The sequence below is a fragment of the Caballeronia terrestris genome (assembly GCF_001544515.1).
GTDB classification, from domain to species: Bacteria; Pseudomonadota; Gammaproteobacteria; order Burkholderiales; family Burkholderiaceae; genus Caballeronia; species Caballeronia terrestris.
In genome coordinates, this window is the sequence record NZ_FCOL02000004.1 from 45597 (window position 1) to 67827 (window position 22231).

Here is a 22231-nt window from a genome sequence, read left to right on the forward strand (position 1 = left end):
CGATCACGTCGCGCGCGTGGTTCCTGCGGGCTTCGCGATCAACGCCAGCACCTCAGCAACATCGGGCGCCGACTCCCTCGGCGATTCGAGTCCCTTGAGCGTGGCAATAAAAGCGAGCGCCTCGCGTCGGCTCAGGCCTACGTCCCGTAGGCGTTGCTCCGCGATGCGCTCGCTGGTGAGTCCCTTCGTGATATCGGTGATGAGCGCGCCGCTGTTGGCAGGCACGCTGCACAGACTGACTTCGAACAGGTCGAGATCGCGGATCCGGTTCACGCCGGTGGCTGGGTCAAGCTGCTCCAGCTTCGGCACGAAACCGATGCTCAATCCGCGCAACGTGTTCATCTGCAACAGTTCTTTCGCCTGGGGGCCACGCCCGAGCGAGGCGAGCCGCCCGCGCAGGTGTAGCCCCTTGTCGTTCGCTTCCAGCTTGATGATCGCGCCGACCGGCTCGTCAGTCTTGTGATGCCACAGCAGCGGCGGCAGGAAGCCCTTGCCGCGCCAGTGCGCGAGGGTGCGATCAAAGGCACCCGGCTCAATCTGGTCACCGACCAGGTCCGGCTCATAGGTCGCCGCCCAGCCTGCGAATTCGCCAGCGGCGGCCGACTTCACCTGAAGCTCGAATGTCTTTTCCATCGCCTCACCTCTCCTGCCGAATCGGTCCTGTCGCGGGACTGATTTATTGCAGCGTCGCGGGCGTCGCGGATGCTTCGTCCGTTATGCTGAATGTTCCCCGCCTGGGAGGGTGCGGTCAAGGCTGGCCCAAAACCCCCGTTGAACAATCCGAGGAACTGCAAGAAAAGGAGAACTCGGGGTGTTTCCAGGCCGCGCGTTCCAGTTTCAACCCGCCCCTTGGCACCCGACCCTGCGGCGTCGCTCTCGGCGCATCAGGAATGCTGTTTCCAGCAAGCGGTAAACGCGAAACGCGGGCTCGCATGGGCTCGGAGGTAGTAAGAGACCAACCGAGGTGCGCGAGCGGTTCCCAGGCGAGCGGGCGCAGTCACGATTCGCTTCGTTGCAGTCGCGCCTGCTCGCGCTGTCGTGCCTTGCGCTCGCGTTCCCTGGCGCGCTTCTGCTCAGGGCTCGGCACCGATGGCGGACCAGCATGCGCGCGGTCGTGCGAGAGCTCGTAGTCCGGATGGCGTGCAACCCAGAACGCCAGGCCGTCGAGGATGTCAGCGGCGAGGCGGTCGAATGCGCGGGCGGCGGGAGTCTGAGCACGACGAGACATGTGCTGCACACTATGCCGCCCGCTTGCGCTTGGCAAGGTGACCGGTACCCTTCGGTGAGTGCCCGGTTTATTGCAATGGTGCGCCGCGTGCTGTGAGCATGTCGTCGCACTCGTCCCGCCACTGCCGCACGTTGACTGCGATTTCCTTGATCGCGAGCAGGCCAGCAGCGCGCAGGTTCTTCGGAGCGTGATAGAACGCGTGCAGGTCCGCCTCCGGCACGCCGCCCGGTAGGCACTGCGGCCCGGTCACGCTCAGTGCTGTCGTGCGCTGCCGTCCGAACTCGGCAAGCAGATCCGGGTTGCCTCCGACCGTGACCATCGCACGCGCCACGGTAGCGCAGTAGCACTGCATTTCTTCGGCGCTGCCTGCACGAAAGCGCCGGTTGGTCCCGGTCGCCTCGCGCAGCGCATCATGCAGCCGTTCGAGCACCGCGAGCGCGTCGCGTTCGGCGGGCGCGAACTGATCGAGATGGGTCATGCGCTTCTCCTGATGAGGCCGGAAAGCCCGGCTCGATCGAATGCCGCCTGGATCGCGTCGCCGGGCACCGATTCGAGCGCGGCATGAGCGAGCCGCGTCGCTTCCGGTGAAGCATGCTGCTGCACCTGGAGCAGGGTCCGCAGCCGGTCACAGTCAACGAAGCCGTGCGACGCGGCGAGGCTCAGCAGGACATCGAGCACGCGCTGGGCGTTGCGTCGGCCTGCGGGCGGCGTGGTCGGATCGTGGGCTGACACGCCTGCGAGCAGCAGCAACTGCGGCATCGTGACCGGGTGTCCTCGTTTCATGGCTTTTCACTCTCCTTTTTAACGATCGGAGCCTGCACCGGGCGCAAAGGCCCGGCTCTGCGGGTCCGGTTTCGCCTGGGCTCTATTTCGATTGCCATTGCACGCGGTTACCCGCTTCGCGCCAGTGCTGAAACGCTAGCGGACACGGAAACTCAGCCGGATCATTACCGGTGTATTCGCCCGTGATCAGATCCGCCCACCAGCCCGACATGCAGCGCACGCCGACGCCTAGACTCGATGGCCGGAAGATCGCGTAATCCCAGGTGAGCCCAGCTTCGCTAAACGCCCCGTCGCGCACCAAACCGGCGATCGCGAAATCCGGATCGTCGACGAAGTAGTCGTCGAATTCGCCCGACCACTCTGCGGCGCGGAACGGCCCAGCACTGAGGACCAACACGCGATGCGCTTGATTGGCGCGGTCGATCTTCGCTTTCGCGCGGTGCGCTTCCTCCCGCGTGGCCTTCACTTCGACCAGCAGCACGCCGCCCGGCACGTCGTCGCACCGGGCAGCAATGCTGAAGTCAGGCAGCCAGCCGTTGCAGTCGAGCGGCTCATAGACCCATTGCCAGCCAGCGAGGTCGAAGAATGCCGCCCATCGTGCTTCGAGTCGTGAGCGGAAGTTCACCCCGGCATAGCGCGTTGGAATCGCTGCGAAGCTCGGTGCATGACCATCGTCCAACATATCGCCTCCCTTTCAAGACCGTAAGAAACTGAACGAGTCGAGGTACGTCACGCTGGGGCTGGGGGTAGGTACACGAGGTACACACCTATTAAAGGTGTGTGTACCTCCTGTACCTGTACCCCGCGTACCTTGTACCTCGCGTACCTTTCGCGTACCTTCCTTATGTAGTGGCCTCCCTTGGCGTACCTTTCGCGTACCTCGTGCGAAATTCCTTCGCGTACCTTTTACCCCAAAGGTACTCGGGACCCCCCTTGATACGCCCCCGTTTATTTCGCGGCCTCGGCGATGCACACCATGCCGGCCGCTTCGTGGATCGCGTGCGCGGTGTGCAGCGTCTTCATCGCCCGGTAGACCGGGCCTTTCTCGTACCTTCCTTCGAAGTGCTTCACCACGTCGCGCTTCTTAATGCCGACCCGGTGCGCTGCCAGAAACTCAATCACTGCGCCCTCGACTTCGCCCAGACGCTTACACACGGCCGTGCCGTCCGGCATTTCGGCTGGTTCCACTGCTGAGGCGGTCAGCGGCTTGAGCCATTCATCGACGCCGATATCCACGCGCACAAAGCGCGCTGCCAGCTTCATGCCGTCGGTGCCCAGGTTGCGTTGCTTTTTCATCGTCAGGAGGCGCAAGTCCTGCGGCCGGTCGTGCTCGCACAAAACCTCGACATCAGCGTTGCTGTAGATCACGCTCGATCCGCGCGAGCGACTAGCATCTGCGTTGCCGGTGTGATGGACCACTGCTACGCACGCGCCGGTCGCATTGGCGAGGTTGGTCAGGTTGCGCATCACGATGCCCATGTCGCGCGTACTGTTCTCGTCGGCATCGCCACAGGAGCGCGCCAGCGTGTCGATCACGATCAGCTTGACCGGTTCGCCGCTTTGCGCCGCGAAGGCCTGCACGAATGCGACGAGCCGCGCGACATCGGCAAGGCCCTCGAACAGGTCGATGGCTTCGCGCACCACCGTAAGCGGCATATGCACGTAGTTGAAGTGCTCCTTGGCTCCCCGAATCCGGCGCATCACATTGCCGGGCACTTCCGCGGCGACGTACACCACTGCGCCCTGACGCGTGCGCTTGCCAAGGAAGTCGATGCCGAGAGCCACGCTCATGCACAGTTGCGCCATCAGCGTGGTTTTGCCTGCCTGCGAGGGACCGAACCAGACACACACCTCGCCTTCGCAGAGCATGTCCTCGACCACCTGCGGCGGCGGCATCATGTCTGGACCGATGTCGTCGGCATGCGTCGCCTTCAGCGGCACCTTCGCTGCGGCGTCGTCATGCTCATCGCGCCCATTGCCGCGCGCATCGTTTGCCACTTCGTCGAGCAGCGCGGGATCTATACGCCGGTGTACATGATGAGGTGCGACAGGCTTAGTCACGAGTCGCGCCCTCCGCAGCCTGCACACGTGCCACTGAGCGGACAAGCCGTGTGCGCTCGCTCACCGTCACCGAGCCGCGCTTGAGCACGGCCTGAAGAACGATCAGGATTTCCAACAATTCGAGCGAAACCGCAGGCAAGACCTGTGAAGCACTCCAGCGCCGCCGCTGCGGCTTACCGGAGCGCAGCAGGCCGCGCTCACCAGGTTCGCGGGGCGGGAACAAGTTTGAGACGTTAAAGCCGACCGCGTCGACGATCTCGGCCACTGCACAGCCAGCGAAGCAGTGCACCAGCAGCACGCCGTCTGGCTTTTCAGTAATTGCCAGCGAGGCGCGTCGATCCTCATGGGCCGGGCACTTCGCTACGTAGCGACCAGGACCGACCTGGCGCACGCCGTCGAGCCGATCCAGCAGGGCGTCGGCGCTCATGATGGCCGCTCCGACGCGCAGACGGCACGTAGCGCTTGCGTCGCTTCGTGAGCAGACCTATGCTTGGCCTGCGCCCTCGTCAAGCGCAGTCCATGTTTGAATGCTCGCTCGGCCCGCGCGTACCCGGCGCGGGCCCTTTCTCCCCTCGATGTCATGTCGGCCCCCGGTCAGCCTACGGCTGCGCCGCTGGAGCCCTTCCTCGATGCTTTGGCCGCCTTCGCGGCCTTCGCTGCAGCCGCCTCCTTCGCGCGGCTCGCCTTCCTGACCACGTAGTCGATCGCATCCTGGCGCAGCCAGTGTCGATAGTTGCCATGCAGGCGGAACGAGGGCGGAAATTCCGGATCCTCCTTCGCTAGCTTGTTGAAGGTTGCGCGCGAGATGCCGAGCAGGTTGAGGAAAAACTGGCGGCCGACCACCGTGTGCGGGTCCGGCTCATCTCTATCGGCGGCCGCTCGTTGCGGCTCAGGCATGACGACCTTGCGGGGACGTCCTGGCCCACGCTTGCTCAGCGCTTCACTGGTTGATTCGCTCATCTCTGCACCTCATCAAAACTAGATTTGTTGGGCTTAGGATGCTCAACAAAGCAGGCAGATTCAAGCGGTCAGGCGGCTGTTTCAGCACTGGCGCGAAGGGAAAATACCCTGGCCTGATGACAGCGTCTGATTGTTTGAGAGTGCTGATGAGGTCGCGTGCATGGTCTTGAGCACGCGTGCATGGTCTTGAGTAGGTGTGAGCAGGGAGAGCGCTGTAAACCCCGCCAGACGGGCGTCTGCGGGTTTTGCGTGATTCGGGCTCGCGGGCACCGAAACGGCCGAAAGTGAGTTTTGCCCGACGCCGAGCCGCGGCAGCAGATTCATTTTTATTTGCGTGAGGCGATCAAAGCTTTCTATTGGCTATGCGCTGCTAAGAGCCCTCACCGCGCCACGTGCCGCGACGGCGGCTGGAGCGTCAGCACCTTAGCCTCCTCAACTGGCGTGTCGAGGAAAATCGCCCACGTTTCCATCAGCGGCCTGCGCGCATCGAGGTGCCGAGTTCGTTCATAACTTTTTTGCACCGCGCCGCGCTTGTCGTGCGCGAGCACGCTTTCGGCGACGTCCGGTTCGGCCTTCGCGTTTTCAGTGAGGAAGGTGCGCAGCGACGAGCGCATGCCGTGCGTGGTCACTGTGCCGAGCGGATAGCCGAGGCGACGTAGCAGTCCTGCGAGGTCAGCATCCCAGATCGGCTTGCCGGTCGAACTGGGGAACACGAGGTCAGTGGGACGTCGCTCGCCCGGCAGCGCTTCGAGCAGTTCGAGTGCGGCACCGGACAACGGCACCCAATGTTCCTTCTTCGCCTTCATGCGCTCTTTCGGGATCCGCCACAGCTTCGCATCGAGGTCGATCTCGCCCCACGTCGCGCCGCTACCTTCACCTGCGCGCGTGCCGGTCAATACCAGCCATTCCATCAGGCGCGCCAGGTTGCCGGACTCGACGCGCAGCTTGACCATGAATGCAGGCATCTCGCGCCACGGCAGCGCCGGACGGTGCTCAGTTGCTTGGTCCACCGCTGGCAGCAGGTTCTCTAGGTGTCCGGCCAAGCGGGCAGGATTGTCGCCCTCGCGCCGCCCCGAACTCTTCGCCCAATCCAGCACGCGCTCGATGCGCTGGCGCAGCGCGGTCGCGGTCGCACGTCTGGCGGTCCAGATCGGTTCGAGCACGCGCAGGATATGCGTCGTGTGAATCTCGCCGAGGTCCATGCGTCCGATGACCGGGTTCACGTACATGTCGATCGAGCGTTGCCACGAGGTAGCGTTCGCCTCGGACCAGCCGCCTCGTTTCAGGTCGATGTAATGCGTCGCGGCGTCCTCGAAACTCATGCGCAGGTCCTGCTCGTTGCGCGCCACGCGCCGCGCGTTGTGCTTCTCGCCCAGCGGGTCGATGCCGTTGGCCTTCAGGCGTCGCGCCTCAGCGGCTTTGCTGCGCGCTTCAGATAGCGAGATCGTCGGATAACCGCCCAAACCCATTTCGCGATAACGGCCGTGAACGCCGTAGCGATACAGCCAGGATTTCGTGCCGGCCTTGCTGACTTGCAGCAGGAGGCCGCCGCCGTCGGGGTGATAGCCAGCTTTCGTGAGAGACTTGACCTGCTGGGCGGTCAGCCGATGGGTGTTGCGCATAAGGGGTTCCTCTGAGGGGCGACACAGCCAACCCCCGCTTCTACCCCCGCCTTGAGGTTAGATGGTGTTGTGCTGTGTTGACATAGTGTTAGTCTCTTTAATTGTATCAGAGCCTTGCGGAATAAGCCTTTCCAGGCTATAACACGAGCTAACACACACTCAAAGGATAGTGCGATTTTCTTTCTGCTGCAAAGAAAGTAAGCAAAGAAAGCAGCTTCCAACCGCCAAAGCTAACCAATCCTCACTCGCGTATCAACGGATTGGCGCTGGAGAGTAAGTGTCGCCCTCACGGTAGAACCGGGCTTGGCTCGCGGACCCACTGTGACAACTCGCAGTACATCGGACAGGTGCAGCAGTCATACATCCGTCCTCGCGCTACGCGCTCAGACGTGGGGTGCATCGGGCGATAGCCAAGGTAAGCGCGAACGACAAGATGACTGTGGTCGAACAAGGCGACGCGCAAGAAGACGGGTTTCAGCGAACCCCGCGTCCGAGCGAAGCGAGGACGGAGCCAAACGGAGCGCATACCACTCAGAGGAAGTGCGCGTTGCCACAGTGGGTCCGCGAGCCAAGCCCGGTTCCACCGTGAGGGCGACACTTACTCTCCAGCGCCAATCCGTTCTTACGCGAGTGAGGGTTGGTTAGCACTGGCGGTTGGAAGCTGCTTTCTTTGCTTACTTTCTTTGCAGCAGCAAAGAAAGTAAGTCCCGCCCCGGACAGGGGCAGAGCAAATAGACCGATATCAAGGCAAGTTTCATGGGAGCACAGGCGCATCAAACGGTTGAACCCCCAACCCCACCCCACCCCACCCCCGAGCGCCAGCGTCACTCCCGCGCCGCGCCCGATGCTCCGTGGCTCAGCCAGTCCAGCACGGCGCCCGCCTCCTCGTCGCCGGCTTCGCGCACCTTCGCGACCGTCTCGTTCAGCTTCGCGCCCGCCTGCGGCGCCGCGCGCCGAATAGCGACCCCCACCGCGAGAATATCGATGATGACGAGATGCAAGATGCGCGAAATCATCGACAACTGCGACTCGCGGATCTCGATGTGATCCGTTTCCAGCGCTACCGTCGCGCGCTTGGCGAGCGGCGTGTTGCTCGACGTGATCGCGACCACCGTCGCGCCCTGCTGCATCGCGACTTCCAGCACGCGCAGCAATTCGGGCGCGCGCCCCGACTTCGACACCGCCACGATCACATCGCCCTTGCCGAGCAGCGCCGCCGACGCCGCCTGCATGTACAAATCGCCGTAAGCGATCGTCGGAATGCCGAAGCGGAAGAACTTGTAGTGCGCGTCCTGCGCAACGATGTTCGAGTTGCCGAGCCCGTAGAACTCGATGCGCCGCGCGCCGTTCAGAATGTCGATCGCGCGCTCGACGTTGTCGAAATTGAGATGCTCGCGCAGCTGCAAAATCGCCGACACGGTGTTGTCGAGCACCTTCGCGCCGAAGTCGGTGGCGGTGTCGCCGAGATGCACCTGGCTGTGGCTCACGGGAATCGTGCCGGTCAGGCCGGTCGCGAGCTTGAGCTTGAAGTCGGAGAGCCCCGTGCAGCCGAGCGAGCGGCAAAAGCGGATCACCGTCGGCTGGCTGACGTCGGCTTTCCTCGCGATGTCGATGATCGGATCGTTGATGATCGAGCGCGGGTGATTCAGCGCCAGGTCGGCGACGCGCCGCTCCGCAGGCGTCAGCGCGTCGCGCATCTGGCGAATCCGCTCGAACACCGCCGACGAGCCGCTGTTCGCGCGATTCGACAGTTGCTCGGCCAGAATCGCCGAAACGCCGAGGAACGCCGGATATTCCGCCGTGATGACGTAGGTCGGAATGCCGGACAGATACTGCTGAAAGCGCCCTTTGGCCTCGAAACGCTCGCGAAATGGCGACTTGTGGAACAGTTCGCCCAACTTGAGCACCACGCCACCGCCAATATAGATGCCGCCCAGCGCGCCGAGCGTCACCGCGATATTCCCTGAGAACGTGCCGAGAATGCCGCAGAAGCAGTTGACGGCTTCGAGCGCGAGCGCCTCGCCGTCGTGGGCGCGCTTGGTGACGTCGGCGCTCGTGAACGGCTCGGCGACCGCTACGCCGTCGCGCTCCGCGAACGCGCGGTAGATCACCTCCAGCCCCGGCCCCGCCGAGACGCGCTCGAACGACACGTGACTCGGAAACTTGCGGCGCGCGTAGCGCAGCACGAGGTCTTCGTCTTCGTTCGTCGGCGCGAAAGTGGCGTGGCCGCCCTCGCTGCCGAGCGCGATCCAGCGGTCATCCGCCGGAATCAGGCCCGAGACGCCCAGGCCGGTGCCCGGCCCGAGCAGGCCGATCACGCTGTTCTGCCGCCGCGCGCCGCCGCCGACCTGCACGCGCTGCGCGTCGGTCAGGCCCGGCAGCGCCATCGCGAGCGCGGTGAAGTCGTTGACGACAAGCAGCGTGTCGAAGCCGAGCGCCCGGCGCGTCGCTTCGATCGAAAAACTCCAGTCGTGATTGGTCATCGCGACGTGATCGCCGTCGACCGGATTCGCGATCGCCACCGCCGCGTGGTTGACGCGGCCGACCTTGGTGTCCTTCAGGTACTGCTGCATGACCTCGGCGATGCCGGGATAGTCGGCGCCCGGATACACGCGGATCTGGCCGATCTCGCCGGGCGCCGTTTCCAGCGCGAAGCGCGCGTTGGTGCCGCCGACGTCGGCGAGCAGCCTCGGTCCGTCGGGATGCTGGTTGCCGGCCGGCGCGGCCTTGCTATGCACACCAGTAGACATCGAGCTTGACTCCCTGAGCATTGGCCAACGTCGAGATGGCGTTCTTTTGCGGCGCGGCGAGCGCCGCGTTCAATACGTCGAGCTTCTTCTGGCCCGCGATCAGCAGATACAACTGGCCGACCTGCTTCAGCGCCGACATCGACAGGCTCACGCGCGGGTGCGGCGCGCTCGCCGGATGCACGGCGATGAAGCGGTCGGCGGTCGTGATCGCGATATCCCACTCGGGGGCGTCGGCGAAGATCGAGGCCGTGTGGCCGTCCTCGCCCATGCCCAGCACAGCGGCGTCCGGCAGGCGGCGCTGCGCGTCGCCGTTCAGATCGGCGACGTGCTCTTCCAGCGACTGCGCCGTGTCGACGAGCGGCCAGAAGTACGCCGCGCTCGCCGCGTCCTGCAGGAGCGTCTCGCGCACGAGGCGCGCGTTGCTCGCGGTGTCGGATTCGGGCACCCAGCGGTCATCGACGAGCGTCACGTCGATGTGCGCCCAGTCGAGCGCGTGCGTGGCAAGCGTCTGCAAAAAGGGACGCGGGCTCGTGCCGCCGGACACGGCGAGCGTCGCGTGGGGGGCTTGAGCGCCGCCGGACGCGGCGCCGCGAGCCGCCAGCGACGCCTGTAGCGCGTCGCCCACGGCTTTCGCCAGCGCGTCCGACTGGGCGCGCGGGTCGTCGAAAGTGTGAAGCTCGATCACTGCTCCTCCATCCTGCTTTGTTTTGATTTGATCAGCCCGCCGCTTTGATGCGGGGCGGCGGGTGTCTTCCCCAACTCTTCTGCGCTCTATTGTCGTCTTGTTTTGTAAGCTTCACCGTCTGCCAAAAAGCGCCGCGCCGGGCTCAGTTCTCTTCTTCCAGCCAGCACGTTCCGTGCTGCGCCAGCATCGCACTCGATGCCGCCGGTCCCCACGTGCCCGCCGCGTAAGGCTTCGGCGGCTTGGCGGAGACGGCCCATTCGTTCAGGATCGGTTCGACCCAGCGCCACGCCGCTTCCTGCTCGTCGCGCCGCACGAAGAGCGCAAGGCGCCCGCGAATCACGTCGAGCAACAGGCGCTGGTACGCCTCCATCTGCCCTTCGCGGAAAAACTGGTCGAACGCGAGGTCGAGGTGCACGCTCGCGAGATTCATCCCTTCGCCCGGCTGCTTCGCGAGGCAATAAAGGCGGATGGTTTCGTTCGGCTGCAAGCGGATAACGAGGCGGTTCGCCCCGGCGCGCAAGGCGTTCGCGCCAAGCGCCGAGTGCGGCACCGGGCGGAAATTCACGACGATCTCCGCGACCCGGTCCGCCAGCCGCTTGCCCGTGCGCAGGAAGAACGGCACGCCGGCCCAGCGCCAGTTTTCGATCTCGACCTTCAGCGCGACGAAGGTTTCCGTCCTGCTCTCGGTGCGCACGCCGGGTTCGGTCGCGTAGGCAGGCACCGACTGGCCCTTGATCACGCCCGCGTGATACTGGCCGCGCACGGCGACCTTGCTGATGTCGCGTTCGTCGATGGGCTTGAGCGCGCGCAGCACGCGCAGCTTCTCGTCGCGGACGGAATCGGAATCCATCGAATGCGGCGGCTCCATCGTCACGATCGAGAGCAATTGCAGCAGGTGGTTCTGCACCATGTCGCGCAACGCGCCGGTGTTGTCGTAGAAATCGCCGCGCGCTTCTACCCCCAGTTCTTCCGCGATCGTGATCTGGATGCTCTCCACCCATTCGCGGCGCCAGAGCGGCTCGAACAGCGCATTGCCGAAGCGCAGTGCGAGCAGGTTCTGCACCGGCTCCTTGCCGAGATAGTGGTCGATCCGGTAGATCTGCTCTTCCTGGAAGATCTCGCCGACCGCGTCGTTGATCGCATTCGACGATTCCAGGTCGTAGCCGAGCGGCTTTTCCAGCACGATGCGCGCGTTCTGGTTCAGCCCGACTTCGGCGAGCGCGCGGCAGATCGGCACGAAAAGCGACGGCCCGGTCGCGAGATAGAAGACGCGCGTGCCGTCGTGCTGGGCAACCGCGTCACGCAGGATGCGGAAATCCTCCGGCCGGCCGAGGTCGATATGCACGTATTCGACGCGCGCGAGAAAGCTTGTCCACGCCGTTTCGTCCACGACACCGTTCTTCGCGACGTGTGGCTTCACGTGCTCCTCGACCCAGCCGAGATACGCCTCGCGCGTCTCGACGCCGCGCGCCACCGCGACGATCTTGCCCGCCGCCGCAAGCATGCCCGCACGGTGCGCTTCGAAGAGCGCCGGCAGGATCTTGCGCATCGAGAGATCGCCGGTTCCGCCGAACAGCACGAAGATGAAATTCGAGTCGGTTTGCATGTGTCTCCGTCGTCCTCAGGAGGACCGTAGTCCGATAAAAATATTTTTGACACTGAATTGTAGTTTAACTACAATCCAAATCAAGAGGTAATGTCATCCCGGAATAAAAAGCTTATGTCAATAAGAATATGAGCGTTTTCCCGAGGTTTTGGCGTTTTTTTGCATGTTAACGGACCTCCGGCGCCGGCGCCTTTTGCGCCGGTGATCGGGCGCCAGTTTTCAGCAGCCTCGTGCCTTCGCGCCGTACGAACGCCGTGCAAGCGGCAATCGGCGGGCAAAGGCTCAAGCAAAATCAAAAGAGGAGACAACCGTTGCGATTCGAAACACTCATCTCTTGAGAGCCGTACGGCCGCCTATCGGTCTGCCGGCCTTGGCGCGCGAGTCCCAGAGGTTCTCTGCCGACCCGCCGCACTCTCCCCGCCGACACGCCGAGCCCCGGCCACCCCGTTTTTTTCGTTTTACCCGTGTTTCCAGCCACCGCTTCCTGCTGCATCAGGGGCCAATCGTTTTTTGTTCAGGTGTTTCGGAGGAGATAAACAATGAAAGTCCGTAAGCTCATGGGCGCGCTTTGCGCCGCTGGTCTCATGTGTGGCGCGTCGGCGTCGGTGCAGGCGGCCGAAGCCGTGTCGGTGTTGCACTGGTGGACGTCCGGCGGTGAATCGAAGGCGATTGGCGTGCTCAAGGACGACATGACCAAGCAGGGCTACACGTGGAAGGACTTCGCCGTCGCCGGTGGCGCCGGTGCCGCTGCGATGACCGCGCTGAAGACCCAGGTGATTTCCGGCAACGCGCCGACGGCTGCGCAAATCAAGGGTCCGCTGATCCAGGAATGGGCGGAGCAAGGCGTGCTCGTGCCGATCGATTCGGTCGCCGGCGACTGGAAGAAGAACCTGCCGCCTGAAATCGACAAGATCATGCACGCCGACGGCCACTACGTCGCCGCGCCCTTCTCGGTGCACCGCGTGAACTGGCTGTACATCAACAAGGCCGCCCTCGACAAGGCCGGCGGCAAGGTGCCGACCACCTGGCCCGAATTCTTCGAAGTCGCCGACAAGATGAAGGCCGCGGGCCTGGTCGCGGTCGCGGCCGGCGGCCAGCCGTGGCAGGACCTGACGCTGTGGGAAGACGTCGTGCTGTCGCAAGGCGCGGATTTCTACAAGAAGGCGATCGTCGATCTGGACCAGAAGACGCTGACCTCCGACCAGATGGTCAAGGTGTTCGATACGGTCCGCAAGGTCCAGTCGTATTTCGATAACGGCCGCACCGGCCGCGACTGGAACCTCGCCACGGCGATGGTCATCAACGGCAAGGCCGGCATGCAGTTCATGGGCGACTGGGCGAAGGGCGAATTCGCCGGCGCAAACAAGAAGGCGGGCACCGACTACGTCTGCGCGGCCGTGCCGGGCACGGAGAAGTCGTTCACGTTCAACGTCGACTCGTTCGTGTTCTTCCAGCAGAAGGGCCAGAAGACCGCCACGCCGGGTCAGCTCGCGCTCGCGAAGACCATCATGTCGCCGGAATTCCAGGAGCAGTTCAGCCTGAACAAGGGTTCAGTGCCGGCACGCCTGGGCGTCAAGATGGACAAGTTCGACGACTGCGCGAAAAAAGCGTATTCCGACGAACAGACGTCGCTCAAGTCGGGCGGCTATGTGCCCTCGCTCGCGCACGGCATGGCTCAGGGCGACGCGACCGCTGGCGCGATCACGGACGTCGTGACGAAGTTCATGAACTCGTCGCAGGATTCGAAGAGCGCGGTTCAGGCTCTGGCGAACGCCGCCAAGACGAAGTAATGACGTAGAGCAAGCGGGCGCCGTGCGGTTTGCACCGATGGCGTCCGCTTCGAAAGAAGCACCAAAATCGTCGCATCATGTGCTGGCGTGACACTGGGTAGCGCCGCTCTCTCGCGCTCCCGGCGGCTCGCCGGCACGTTTTCCAGGAGTCGAGTTGTGGCTGCCTCCCTCAGCGGTACCGCGGACAAGAATCCGCAAAACCCGCCCCGCCGCGCATCTCCCGCGGCGGCGCTTGCCGATAAATGGATTCCGAAGCTGGTGCTCGCACCGAGCGTGCTGATTGCGCTGATCTTCGTCTACGGCTTCATCCTGATCACCGGCTATTTGTCGCTCACGAATTCGCGACTGATGCCGCGCTATGAATTCTCCGGCCTCGACCGCTACCGGCAGCTCTTCGCCAACGACGTCTGGTGGACCTCTGCCGCGAATCTCGGCTGGTTCGGCATTCCGTTCATCGCGATCTGCGTCGCGCTCGGGCTATTCCTCGCGATCCTGCTCGACCAGAAGATCCGCAACGAAGGCGCCCTGCGCGCGCTCTTTCTGTATCCGATGGCGCTGTCGTTCATCGTGACGGGCACCGCGTGGCAGTGGATTCTCAATCCGGGCCTCGGCCTCGAAAAAGTGTTCCACGACTGGGGCTGGACGAGCTTCTCGTTCGACTGGCTCGGCAATCCGGACAAAGCCATCTTCTGCGTCGTGATCGCGGCCGTGTGGCAATCGACCGGTTTCGTCATGGCGCTCTTCCTCGCGGGCCTGCGCGGCGTGGACGCGGAAATCTTCAAGGCGGCGCAGATGGACGGCGCGGGCCTGCCGACCATCTACCGCAAGATCGTGATTCCGAGCATGCGGCCGGTGTTCTTCTCCGTGCTGCTGATTCTGTGCCACATCACGATCAAGACCTTCGACCTCGTCGTCGCGCTGACGGCGGGCGGTCCGGGCACGTCGTCCTCGCTGCCGGCGATGTTCATGTACACGTTTTCGTTCAATCGCGGGCAACTGGGCGTCGGCGCTGCGTCGTCGATGATGATGCTCGCGACGGTCGTCGCGGTGCTCGTGCCGCTCATGTATCTCGAATCGAGGAGCACCCGCAATGCAGCCTAAGATGACGATAAGCCGCGCCGTCATTTACGCGGCGCTGATCCTGTTCGCGCTCTACTTCCTGTTCCCGATCTACGTGATGGTGTCGACGTCGTTCAAGGACCTCGACCAGTTGCGCACCGGCAACCTGCTCACGCCGCCCACGCACTGGACGTTCGCGCCGTGGGTGAAGGCGTGGCAGGAAGCGTGCACGGGCGTGCGCTGCGACGGCATGAAGCCGTTCTTCCTGAACTCCGTGATGATGGTGATCCCGGCCGTGCTGCTCTCGTCGATCATCGGCGCGTTCAACGGCTACGTGCTCACGCACTGGCGCTTTCCGGGCGCCGACGCGCTCTTCACGATGCTGCTCGTCGGCTGCTTCATCCCGTTCCAGGCGATTCTCCTGCCGATGGCGCGCCTGCAGGGCATTCTCGGGCTGTCGAACACGATCGGCGGGCTCGTGCTCGTGCACGTGGTCTACGGCATCGCGTTCACGACGATGTTCTTCCGCAATTTCTACGTGAGCATTCCGGCGGAACTCGTGAAGGCGGCGCGTATCGACGGTGCGGGCTTCTTCACGATCTTCACGAAGATTTTGCTGCCGGTTTCGCTGCCGATCTTCATGGTCTGCCTGATCTGGCAATTCACGCAGATCTGGAACGACTTCCTGTTCGGGATCGTGTTCTCCGGCGTCGATTCGATGCCGATCACCGTCGCCCTGAACAACCTCGTGAACACGTCGACGGGCGTGAAGGAATACAACGTCGACATGGCGGGCGCGATCATCGCGGCGCTGCCGACGCTCGTCGTCTACATGGTCGCCGGCCGCTTCTTCGTGCGCGGCCTGACGGCGGGCGCGGTGAAGGGCTGAATTTTTTGGGCGGGCGGCGCCTGTCAAGGCGCGCCCGCTGGCTAAGACAATCGAGCAGCAAGAGACAAAGAGGATTCACAATGGCAAGCCTTTCCATCCGTGACGTGTACAAGACCTACCCGAACGGGGTGCCGGTTTTGAAGGGCGTCAACATCGACATCGACGACGGCCAGTTCCTGATTCTCGTCGGCGGCTCGGGCTGCGGAAAATCGACGCTCCTGAACATGATCGCCGGCCTCGAGACCGTGACCAAGGGCGACATCATGATCGGCGGCCAGACGGTCAACAACCTCTCGCCGAAGGACCGCGACATCGCGATGGTGTTCCAGTCGTACGCGCTCTACCCGTCGATGAGCGTGCGCGACAACATCTCGTTTGGCCTCAACATCCGCAAGGTGCCGAAGGACGAGCAGAAGAAGATCGTCGATCGCGTGTCGGACACGCTGCAGATCCAGCATCTGCTCGACCGCAAGCCGGGGCAGCTCTCCGGCGGCCAGCGCCAGCGCGTCGCGATGGGCCGCGCGCTCGCCCGCGATCCCGTGATGTTCCTGTTCGACGAACCGCTTTCGAACCTCGACGCGAAGCTGCGTATCGAAATGCGTTCGGAGATCAAGCTGCTGCATCAGCGCCTTGGAACTACGATCGTCTACGTGACGCACGATCAGATCGAAGCGATGACGCTCGGCGACCGCATCGCCGTGATGAAGGACGGCGTCGTGCAGCAGTTCGGCGCGCCGCAGGAAATCTACGACTCGCCGGCGAACCTGTTCGTCGCGGGCTTCATCGGCGCGCCGCCGATGAACTTCGTCAGCGGCAAGCTGGTGGAAGCGGGCTCGGGCATCGGGCTGGAGCTTGATACGGGCGTCGCGCGCCAGGTGCTGACGCTGCCGTTCGATGCGCCGAAGCTGCGCAACAAGACCGGCGAGGAAGTGATTCTCGGCCTGCGCCCCGAGCGCATCACCGATGCGCGCAGCGCGCACGACGTCACGAACGCGAGCCTGCAGCCGGTGGATGTGAAAGTCGACGTGATCGAGCCGACCGGCCCCGATACGCTCGTGTTCGCGCAGGTGAACGGCAAGCGGATCGTGAGCCGCGTGCACCCGGCGGCGAACCCGCAGCCGCTTACCAATATGACGCTGTTGTTCGATGTGTCGAAGGCTGTGTTGTTCGATCCGAAGACGGAGGAACGGCTGGCTTGAGTCTTTCCTCATCGCTTGCGACGAAGCCGCGCTTTCATGCGCGGCTTTTTTCATGGCGCGACGCTTTGCCCGCCCGCCCGACGAGCGATGCGCCCATGGCGGGCATAATCGAAGTCTTGCCGCACCCCGCGCGCGACTCTTCACAGGCTTTCCATCGCATGAGTTTTCTCTCCTCGCATCCCGAACTCGCCTTCCCCCCTGCGAGCGACGGCGATCCGTTCATCGCCCTCGAAGCGCTCGATGACGCGCAGGTCGACGCCTGGGTCGGCGCGCAGAACCAGCGCACGATGAACGCGTTCGGCCACACGCCCGACGCCGATGCGCTGACAGCGCGGCTCGCGAAGGCGTACACGTCGAAGGACCGCATCGTCACCTGCTCGCGCTACGGCGACTGGGGCTACAACACCTGGCAGGACGACGAGCATCCGCTCGGCATCACGCGCCGCACCCCGTGGAGCGCGTGGCTCGCGGGCAAGCCGGAGTGGCAAACCGTCCTCGACGTCGATGCGCTCGATCTCAACAACGTCGAAGGCGACGACACCCGCTGGGCGCTTCACGGCTTCGACATGCTCTATCCCACCTGGGACCGCGCGCTCGTGAGCCTGTCGCCGGGCGGCTCGGACGCGTGCATCGTGCGCGAGTTCGATGTCGAAGCGCGCGCGTTCGTCGCGAATGGTTTCGAGTTGCCCGATGTCGGCAAGCACGGCATTTCGTGGATCGATCGCGACACGGTGTATGTCGGCTGGGACGATAGCGCGCATACGAAGAAACCTGCGCTTACCACTTCCGGGTTTCCGCGCGAGGCACGCCGCTGGTCGCGCGGCACGCCGCTCGCTCAAGCGCCCGTCGTGTTCGAGGGCAAGCGGCGCGACGTGTCGGCGGGTGCGGACTACGATCCGCTGGAGAAGCTTCACTTCGCGTCGCGCGCGGTGACGTTCTACGAGACGATGCAATTCTGGCTCGACGAAACGACGGGCGAGTGGCGGCAGTACGACGTGCCGCTGCACGTCGAGATCGAGCACTGGAACGGCTGGTTCTTCGTCACGCCGCGCGAGGACTGGACCGTTGCAGGCACGCGTTACGCGAGCGGGTCGCTGCTCGTGATGCGGCGCGACGCGTTTCTCGACGGCGCGCGCGATTTCACCGTGCTTTTCGAGCCGTCGGGGCGGCGCGTGCTCGCGGACATCGACTTCACGAAGCAGTGGCTGATCGTCTCGCAAATGGACGACGGCGAACCGCGCATTGCGCTGTGGCGCCCGCCTGCGCAAGTCGACGAGTTGTGGCACATGCGTGATTTCGCTCTGCCGACGGCGAGCCAGTCGTATCTCGATTCGATCGATTCGGAGCGCGACGATACGGTGCTGATTCACGTCGAGCATTTTTTGACGCCGCCGTCGCTGTATTTCGCGGATTTGTCTTTGAATGAGCCGTGGCAACTGCTCGCGCAGCTTCCCGCCCAGTTCGACGCGACGGGGCTTTCCGCCGTGCGCCGTCACGCGCGCGCGCCCGATGGCGTCGAGATCCCGTACTGGCTGATCGGCCGCGAGGCGAATCTCGCGGGAAGCGCCGCGCCGTGCCTGCTGTACGGCTACGGCGGCTTCGAAGTCGCGCTCGATCCGCACTACGACGCGACGACCGGCATGGCATGGCTCGAATCCGGCGGCCTGTTCGCGATCGCGAACATCCGCGGCGGCGGCGAATTCGGGCCGCACTGGCATCAGGCGGCGCAGCGCGAGAAGCGACAGGTATCGTTCGACGATTTCCTGGCAGTCGCGCAATCGCTGATCGATTCCGACGTGACGACGCCGAAGCAGCTCGCCATCCGTGGCGGCAGCAACGGCGGCTTGTTGACCGGCGCGTGCATGATCCAGCGGCCCGAGTTGTTCGGCGCGGTGTTGTCGGAGGTGCCGCTGCTCGATATGGCGCGCTTTCACCTGCTGCTACAGGGCGCATCGTGGATCGACGAATATGGCGACCCCGACGATGCCGACGACCTGCGTTTTCTGATGACCTATTCGCCGTATCAGAAGGTGCGGGCGGACGCGGTGTATCCGCCGGCGCTATTCACGTCGTCGACGACCGATGACCGCGTGCATCCCGGCCACGCGCGCAAGATGGCCGCGCGGATGCAGGCGCAGGGGCATGACAGAACCTGGTATCTGGAGAACCGCGACGGCGGTCACGGCGCGGGCGTGGAGCCGGAGGCAGTTGCACGCGTCGAGGCGACGGCGTTTACATTCTTGAAGGCGATGGTGGGGTGAATGCGGGCCGCGCCCCGCCACGCGGGGCTTTGATGAGAAAAGTCTTATGCCCTGGGCGGGAAGCATCTCAAACTGACTCGCCTCCCGCCGCGCCGAACGCGCTTGAACTGCCTGGCGTCCGTCAAACCGCCCTGACCGGCGTCTCATGCCACCGCAACACCAGCGTGCGCCCGGCAAACGTCAGCAACCCGCAGACTCCGATCACGACACCCATCCCGCGCGGCGTGCCATCGTGGAAAAGCCCCACCGCAAGCGACGCCGCCGCCCCGAGCGCCAACTGCACCGCCCCGAAAAGCGCCGCCGCCGCGCCCGCGTTATGCGGATAGCGATGCATCAGATCCGTCGTGCAATTCGCCGACAGGAGTCCCACCACGCCGACCACGAAAAACAGGCACACGACGATCGACCACAACCCGCCCCACCCCGTCAGGCAAACGAGCGCAACCGAAAGCGCCGCGACGACGCTCACGAACGCGGCGCCCGAAATCATCCTGAGCGACCCCACCCGGCCGACAAGCCGCGTATTGAGCACATTCCCCGAAATGATCCCGACGATGTTCAGCCCGAACAGCAGCCCGTAGTGCTGCGGCTTCACGTGAAAATAGTCGATGTAGACGAACGGCGTTGCCGTGATGTACGCGAACATCGACGCGAACGCCATCCCACCGCACAGCATGTGGCCCCATGTGACGGGATCGGTCAGGAGCCGTCCGTAAGCGGCAAACGACGCCCCGAGCGCCGAACTCGCCCGTTTCTCGCGCGGCCAGGTTTCGGGCACGCGCAGGAACGCCGTCACCGCGCAGACGGCGCCGAACAGCGTCAGCGCCATGAACACCACGCGCCAGCCGCCGAGCAGCAGCAACTGCCCGCCGATCAGCGGCGCGAGCAACGGCCCGATCGACGTGACGATGGACAGCATCGAGAGAACGCGGGCGGCATCGGTGGCTTCGTGGGCGTCGCGGGCGATCGCGCGCGCGAGCACCGATGCCGCGCCCGCACCCAGCGCCTGCAGGAAGCGCACGAAGATGAGCGCATCGATCGACAATGCCGCCGCGCACGCGATGCTCGCCACCGTATACAACGCGATGCCGCCGAGCAACACCGGACGACGGCCGTAGGCATCGGAAAGCGGGCCGTACAGCAGCATGCCGACCGAGAAGCCGCACATGAAGCTCGTGAGCGTGCTTTGCGCCGCGGCGGCGCTCGTGCCGAACGCGGCGGCGAGCGCCGGCAGGCTCGGCAGATACATGTCGATCGAGAGCGGCCCGCACGCGGCGAGCGCGCCGAGCAAAAGGATCAGGCGGGCATCGGGACGGCGCCGCGTGGTTTGGGTCATGGGAATCGGCGGGAGGCGGTGGGAATGGAGAGGCGACGGTCATTGTACGCGAGGGCTCCCGGTCATCCGGCCCCTGATCCGGTAAGCTGTTTCGATCCTCAGAGTCACAAAATCCACCCGAATGACCGCCTTTCTTCTCATCTGGAGCCCGAAAAAGTGGCCGTGGCCCGAGTTGCCGGACATCGCGCGCCGGGTCGCCGCGGGCGAAGCCGTCACCGATGCGTGGGGTTGCGGCACCTCGCGCAGCCTCCTGCCCGGCGACCGCGTGTTCGTGCATCGCGTGGCGCAGGCGCCGAAGGGCGTGTTCGCGTCCGGCTACGTGACGCGCGCGCCATACGAAGTGCCCGACGCCACTAGAAAACGCGGCTTCCGGCTGTGCATCGACTTCGTATACGACTGGCTCGTCGATGCGCACGAGGGCGTCGTCGTGACGCGCGACGAATTGCGCGCGCACCCGTTTTCCGTGCAGACGTGGGATGCGCAAAGCTCCGGCACGGTCATCAAGCCGATGGCCGAAGGCGCGCTCGAAAAGCTCTGGACGGCGCGCACCGGCAGGCGCTCGCGGCCGCCGCCATCAGCCGTCACGTCCCCGCCCGTTTCAGGCGACTCCGGTACAATTTCATCTTGATTTGTGCTGTTGCACCGCGCGTCGATCGGACGATTCTCACAGGCGCGCGGTCCTCGGCATCCACTTCCAGCGCAGGCCCCATTCCATGTCCAAGAATCAAGCTCTCTTCGATCGCGCCCAGCAGACCATCCCGGGCGGCGTGAATTCGCCGGTGCGGGCGTTCCGCTCGGTCGGCGGCACGCCGCGCTTCATCGAGCGCGCGCAGGGCCCGTATTTCTGGGACGCCGACGGCAAGCGCTACATCGACTACATCGGCTCCTGGGGCCCGATGATCCTCGGCCACGTCCATCCCGAAGTGCTCGACGCCGTGCAGCGCGTGCTCGGCAACGGCTTTTCGTTCGGCGCGCCGACCGAGGCTGAAATCGAGATCGCCGAGGAAATCTGCAAGCTGGTGCCGTCGATCGAACAGGTGCGCATGGTGTCGAGCGGCACCGAAGCGACGATGAGCGCGCTGCGTCTCGCGCGCGGTTTCACGGGCCGCAGCCGCATCGTCAAATTCGAAGGTTGCTACCACGGCCACGCCGACAGCCTGCTCGTCAAGGCGGGCTCGGGGCTGCTGACGTTCGGCAATCCGACCTCGGCCGGCGTGCCCGCCGACATCGCGAAGCACACCACCGTCCTCGAATACAACAACGTCGAGCAGTTGAACGAGGCGTTCGCGGCGTTCGGCGGCGAAATCGCGTCGGTGATCGTGGAGCCGGTCGCGGGCAACATGAACCTCGTGCGCGCAACTCCCGAGTTCCTGCAGGCGTTGCGCGATCGCTGCAGCGACTACGGCGCGGTGCTGATTTTCGACGAAGTGATGTGCGGATTCCGCGTGGCGCTCGGCGGCGCGCAGGCGCTCTACGGAGTGAAGCCGGACCTGACGTGCCTCGGCAAGGTGATCGGCGGCGGCATGCCGGCAGCCGCGTTCGGCGGACGGCGCGACATCATGGCGCATCTCGCGCCGACTGGCGGCGTCTATCAGGCGGGCACGCTCTCGGGCAATCCGATCGCGGTCGCCGCCGGCCTGAAGACGCTGCAACTGATCCAGAAGCCGGGCTTCCACGACCAGCTCGCGAAGCAGACGAAGCGCCTCACCGACGGCCTCACCGCCGCCGCGCGCGAGGCGAAGGTGCCGTTCGTCGCCGATGCGCTCGGCGGCATGTTCGGCCTCTATTTCGCCGACAAGATCCCCGCGAGCTTCGCCGAAGTCACGCAAGGCGACACGAAACGCTTCAACGCGTTCTTCCACGCGATGCTCGACGCGGGCGTGTACTTCGCGCCGTCGGCGTACGAGGCGGGTTTCGTCTCGATCACCCACGACGATGCCGTGATCGACGCGACGCTCGACGCCGCGCGTGGCGTTTTCGCGCAACTCGCGGCGTAAGCGCG

At 64.5% G+C, this 22231-nt stretch carries 21 protein-coding genes; 7 read left to right on the forward strand and 14 right to left on the reverse strand.

The annotated features are described in order from the left end of the window. Window positions 1-3: 3 nt before the first annotated feature. The 13 genes from AWB67_RS04825 to zwf form a co-directional block, all read right to left on the reverse strand. Window positions 4-633 (reverse strand): HK97 family phage prohead protease, encoded by a 630-nt coding sequence (locus AWB67_RS04825; RefSeq protein WP_087655108.1) that lies wholly within the window; start codon window positions 631-633, stop codon window positions 4-6. Between the two features lie 364 nt (window positions 634-997). Further along, window positions 998-1228: a hypothetical protein gene (locus tag AWB67_RS39435; RefSeq protein ID WP_125477549.1), complete on the reverse strand. Its 231-nt coding sequence runs from the start codon at window positions 1226-1228 to the stop codon at window positions 998-1000. A gap of 67 nt (window positions 1229-1295) precedes the next feature. Further along, on the reverse strand, window positions 1296-1706 hold the full coding sequence (locus tag AWB67_RS04830; protein WP_087655109.1) for a hypothetical protein: 411 nt from the start codon (window positions 1704-1706) through the stop codon (window positions 1296-1298). Next, the gene (locus tag AWB67_RS04835) at window positions 1703-2011 is read right to left on the reverse strand and encodes a hypothetical protein (protein WP_125477550.1); all 309 of its coding nucleotides are present in this window, start codon (window positions 2009-2011) and stop codon (window positions 1703-1705) included. Before AWB67_RS04835 ends, AWB67_RS04830 begins: the two co-directional genes overlap by 4 nt. An 82-nt stretch (window positions 2012-2093) precedes the next feature. Then, window positions 2094-2693, reverse strand: coding sequence for a hypothetical protein (locus AWB67_RS04840; RefSeq protein WP_087655111.1), 600 nt, complete (start codon window positions 2691-2693; stop codon window positions 2094-2096). 266 nt (window positions 2694-2959) lie between these two features. Next, complete coding sequence (locus AWB67_RS04845) at window positions 2960-4072, reverse strand: AAA family ATPase (protein WP_125477551.1); 1113 nt, start codon at window positions 4070-4072, stop codon at window positions 2960-2962. Further along, on the reverse strand, window positions 4065-4499 hold the full coding sequence (locus AWB67_RS04850; protein WP_087655113.1) for a hypothetical protein: 435 nt from the start codon (window positions 4497-4499) through the stop codon (window positions 4065-4067). Before AWB67_RS04850 ends, AWB67_RS04845 begins: the two co-directional genes overlap by 8 nt. A 167-nt stretch (window positions 4500-4666) precedes the next feature. Continuing rightward, window positions 4667-5032 carry a hypothetical protein gene (locus AWB67_RS04855; protein WP_125477552.1) on the reverse strand — a complete coding sequence of 122 codons (366 nt, stop codon included), beginning with the start codon at window positions 5030-5032 and terminating at the stop codon, window positions 4667-4669. A gap of 81 nt (window positions 5033-5113) precedes the next feature. Further along, a complete protein-coding gene (locus AWB67_RS39440) occupies window positions 5114-5356 on the reverse strand; it encodes a hypothetical protein (RefSeq protein WP_125477553.1) in 243 nt (80 codons plus the stop codon). A 56-nt stretch (window positions 5357-5412) separates the two neighbouring features. After that, window positions 5413-6654: a tyrosine-type recombinase/integrase gene (locus AWB67_RS04860; RefSeq protein WP_087655115.1), complete on the reverse strand. Its 1242-nt coding sequence runs from the start codon at window positions 6652-6654 to the stop codon at window positions 5413-5415. 824 nt (window positions 6655-7478) lie between these two features. Continuing rightward, window positions 7479-9404 carry a bifunctional transcriptional regulator/glucokinase gene (locus tag AWB67_RS04870; protein ID WP_087655117.1) on the reverse strand — a complete coding sequence of 642 codons (1926 nt, stop codon included), beginning with the start codon at window positions 9402-9404 and terminating at the stop codon, window positions 7479-7481. Beyond that, complete coding sequence (gene pgl, locus AWB67_RS04875) at window positions 9385-10089, reverse strand: 6-phosphogluconolactonase (protein WP_087655118.1); 705 nt, start codon at window positions 10087-10089, stop codon at window positions 9385-9387. The genes AWB67_RS04870 and pgl overlap by 20 nt, the downstream gene beginning before the upstream one ends. Before the next feature lie 142 nt (window positions 10090-10231). After that, entirely contained in the window at window positions 10232-11695 is a 1464-nt protein-coding gene (zwf, locus tag AWB67_RS04880) for a glucose-6-phosphate dehydrogenase (protein WP_087655119.1), read from the reverse strand. A gap of 539 nt (window positions 11696-12234) precedes the next feature. On the opposite strand from zwf, the gene AWB67_RS04885 reads away from it, so the two are divergent. The 5 genes from AWB67_RS04885 to AWB67_RS04905 all read left to right on the forward strand — a co-directional run bounded on the left by AWB67_RS04885 (window position 12235) and on the right by AWB67_RS04905 (window position 18893). Then, window positions 12235-13485, forward strand: a complete 1251-nt coding sequence (locus AWB67_RS04885; RefSeq protein WP_087655120.1) for an ABC transporter substrate-binding protein — start codon at window positions 12235-12237, stop codon at window positions 13483-13485. 156 nt (window positions 13486-13641) lie between these two features. Next, window positions 13642-14586 (forward strand): carbohydrate ABC transporter permease, encoded by a 945-nt coding sequence (locus tag AWB67_RS04890; RefSeq protein WP_087655121.1) that lies wholly within the window; start codon window positions 13642-13644, stop codon window positions 14584-14586. Then, window positions 14576-15433, forward strand: coding sequence for a carbohydrate ABC transporter permease (locus AWB67_RS04895; protein WP_200822172.1), 858 nt, complete (start codon window positions 14576-14578; stop codon window positions 15431-15433). Before AWB67_RS04890 ends, AWB67_RS04895 begins: the two co-directional genes overlap by 11 nt. Before the next feature lie 80 nt (window positions 15434-15513). Continuing rightward, complete coding sequence (locus AWB67_RS04900; protein ID WP_087655123.1) at window positions 15514-16632, forward strand: ABC transporter ATP-binding protein; 1119 nt, start codon at window positions 15514-15516, stop codon at window positions 16630-16632. A gap of 158 nt (window positions 16633-16790) precedes the next feature. Then, window positions 16791-18893, forward strand: coding sequence for a prolyl oligopeptidase family serine peptidase (locus tag AWB67_RS04905; protein ID WP_087655304.1), 2103 nt, complete (start codon window positions 16791-16793; stop codon window positions 18891-18893). Between the two features lie 121 nt (window positions 18894-19014). On the opposite strand, the gene AWB67_RS04910 is transcribed toward AWB67_RS04905, so the two are convergent. After that, on the reverse strand, window positions 19015-20229 hold the full coding sequence (locus AWB67_RS04910) for a Bcr/CflA family multidrug efflux MFS transporter (RefSeq protein WP_087655124.1): 1215 nt from the start codon (window positions 20227-20229) through the stop codon (window positions 19015-19017). 121 nt (window positions 20230-20350) lie between these two features. Here AWB67_RS04910 and AWB67_RS04915 point away from each other — a divergent pair, with 121 nt between their 5' ends. Further along, window positions 20351-20857, forward strand: coding sequence for a hypothetical protein (locus AWB67_RS04915; protein WP_087655125.1), 507 nt, complete (start codon window positions 20351-20353; stop codon window positions 20855-20857). A gap of 85 nt (window positions 20858-20942) precedes the next feature. After that, window positions 20943-22226 (forward strand): glutamate-1-semialdehyde 2,1-aminomutase, encoded by a 1284-nt coding sequence (hemL, locus tag AWB67_RS04920; RefSeq protein WP_087655126.1) that lies wholly within the window; start codon window positions 20943-20945, stop codon window positions 22224-22226. Window positions 22227-22231: the final 5 nt, after the last annotated feature.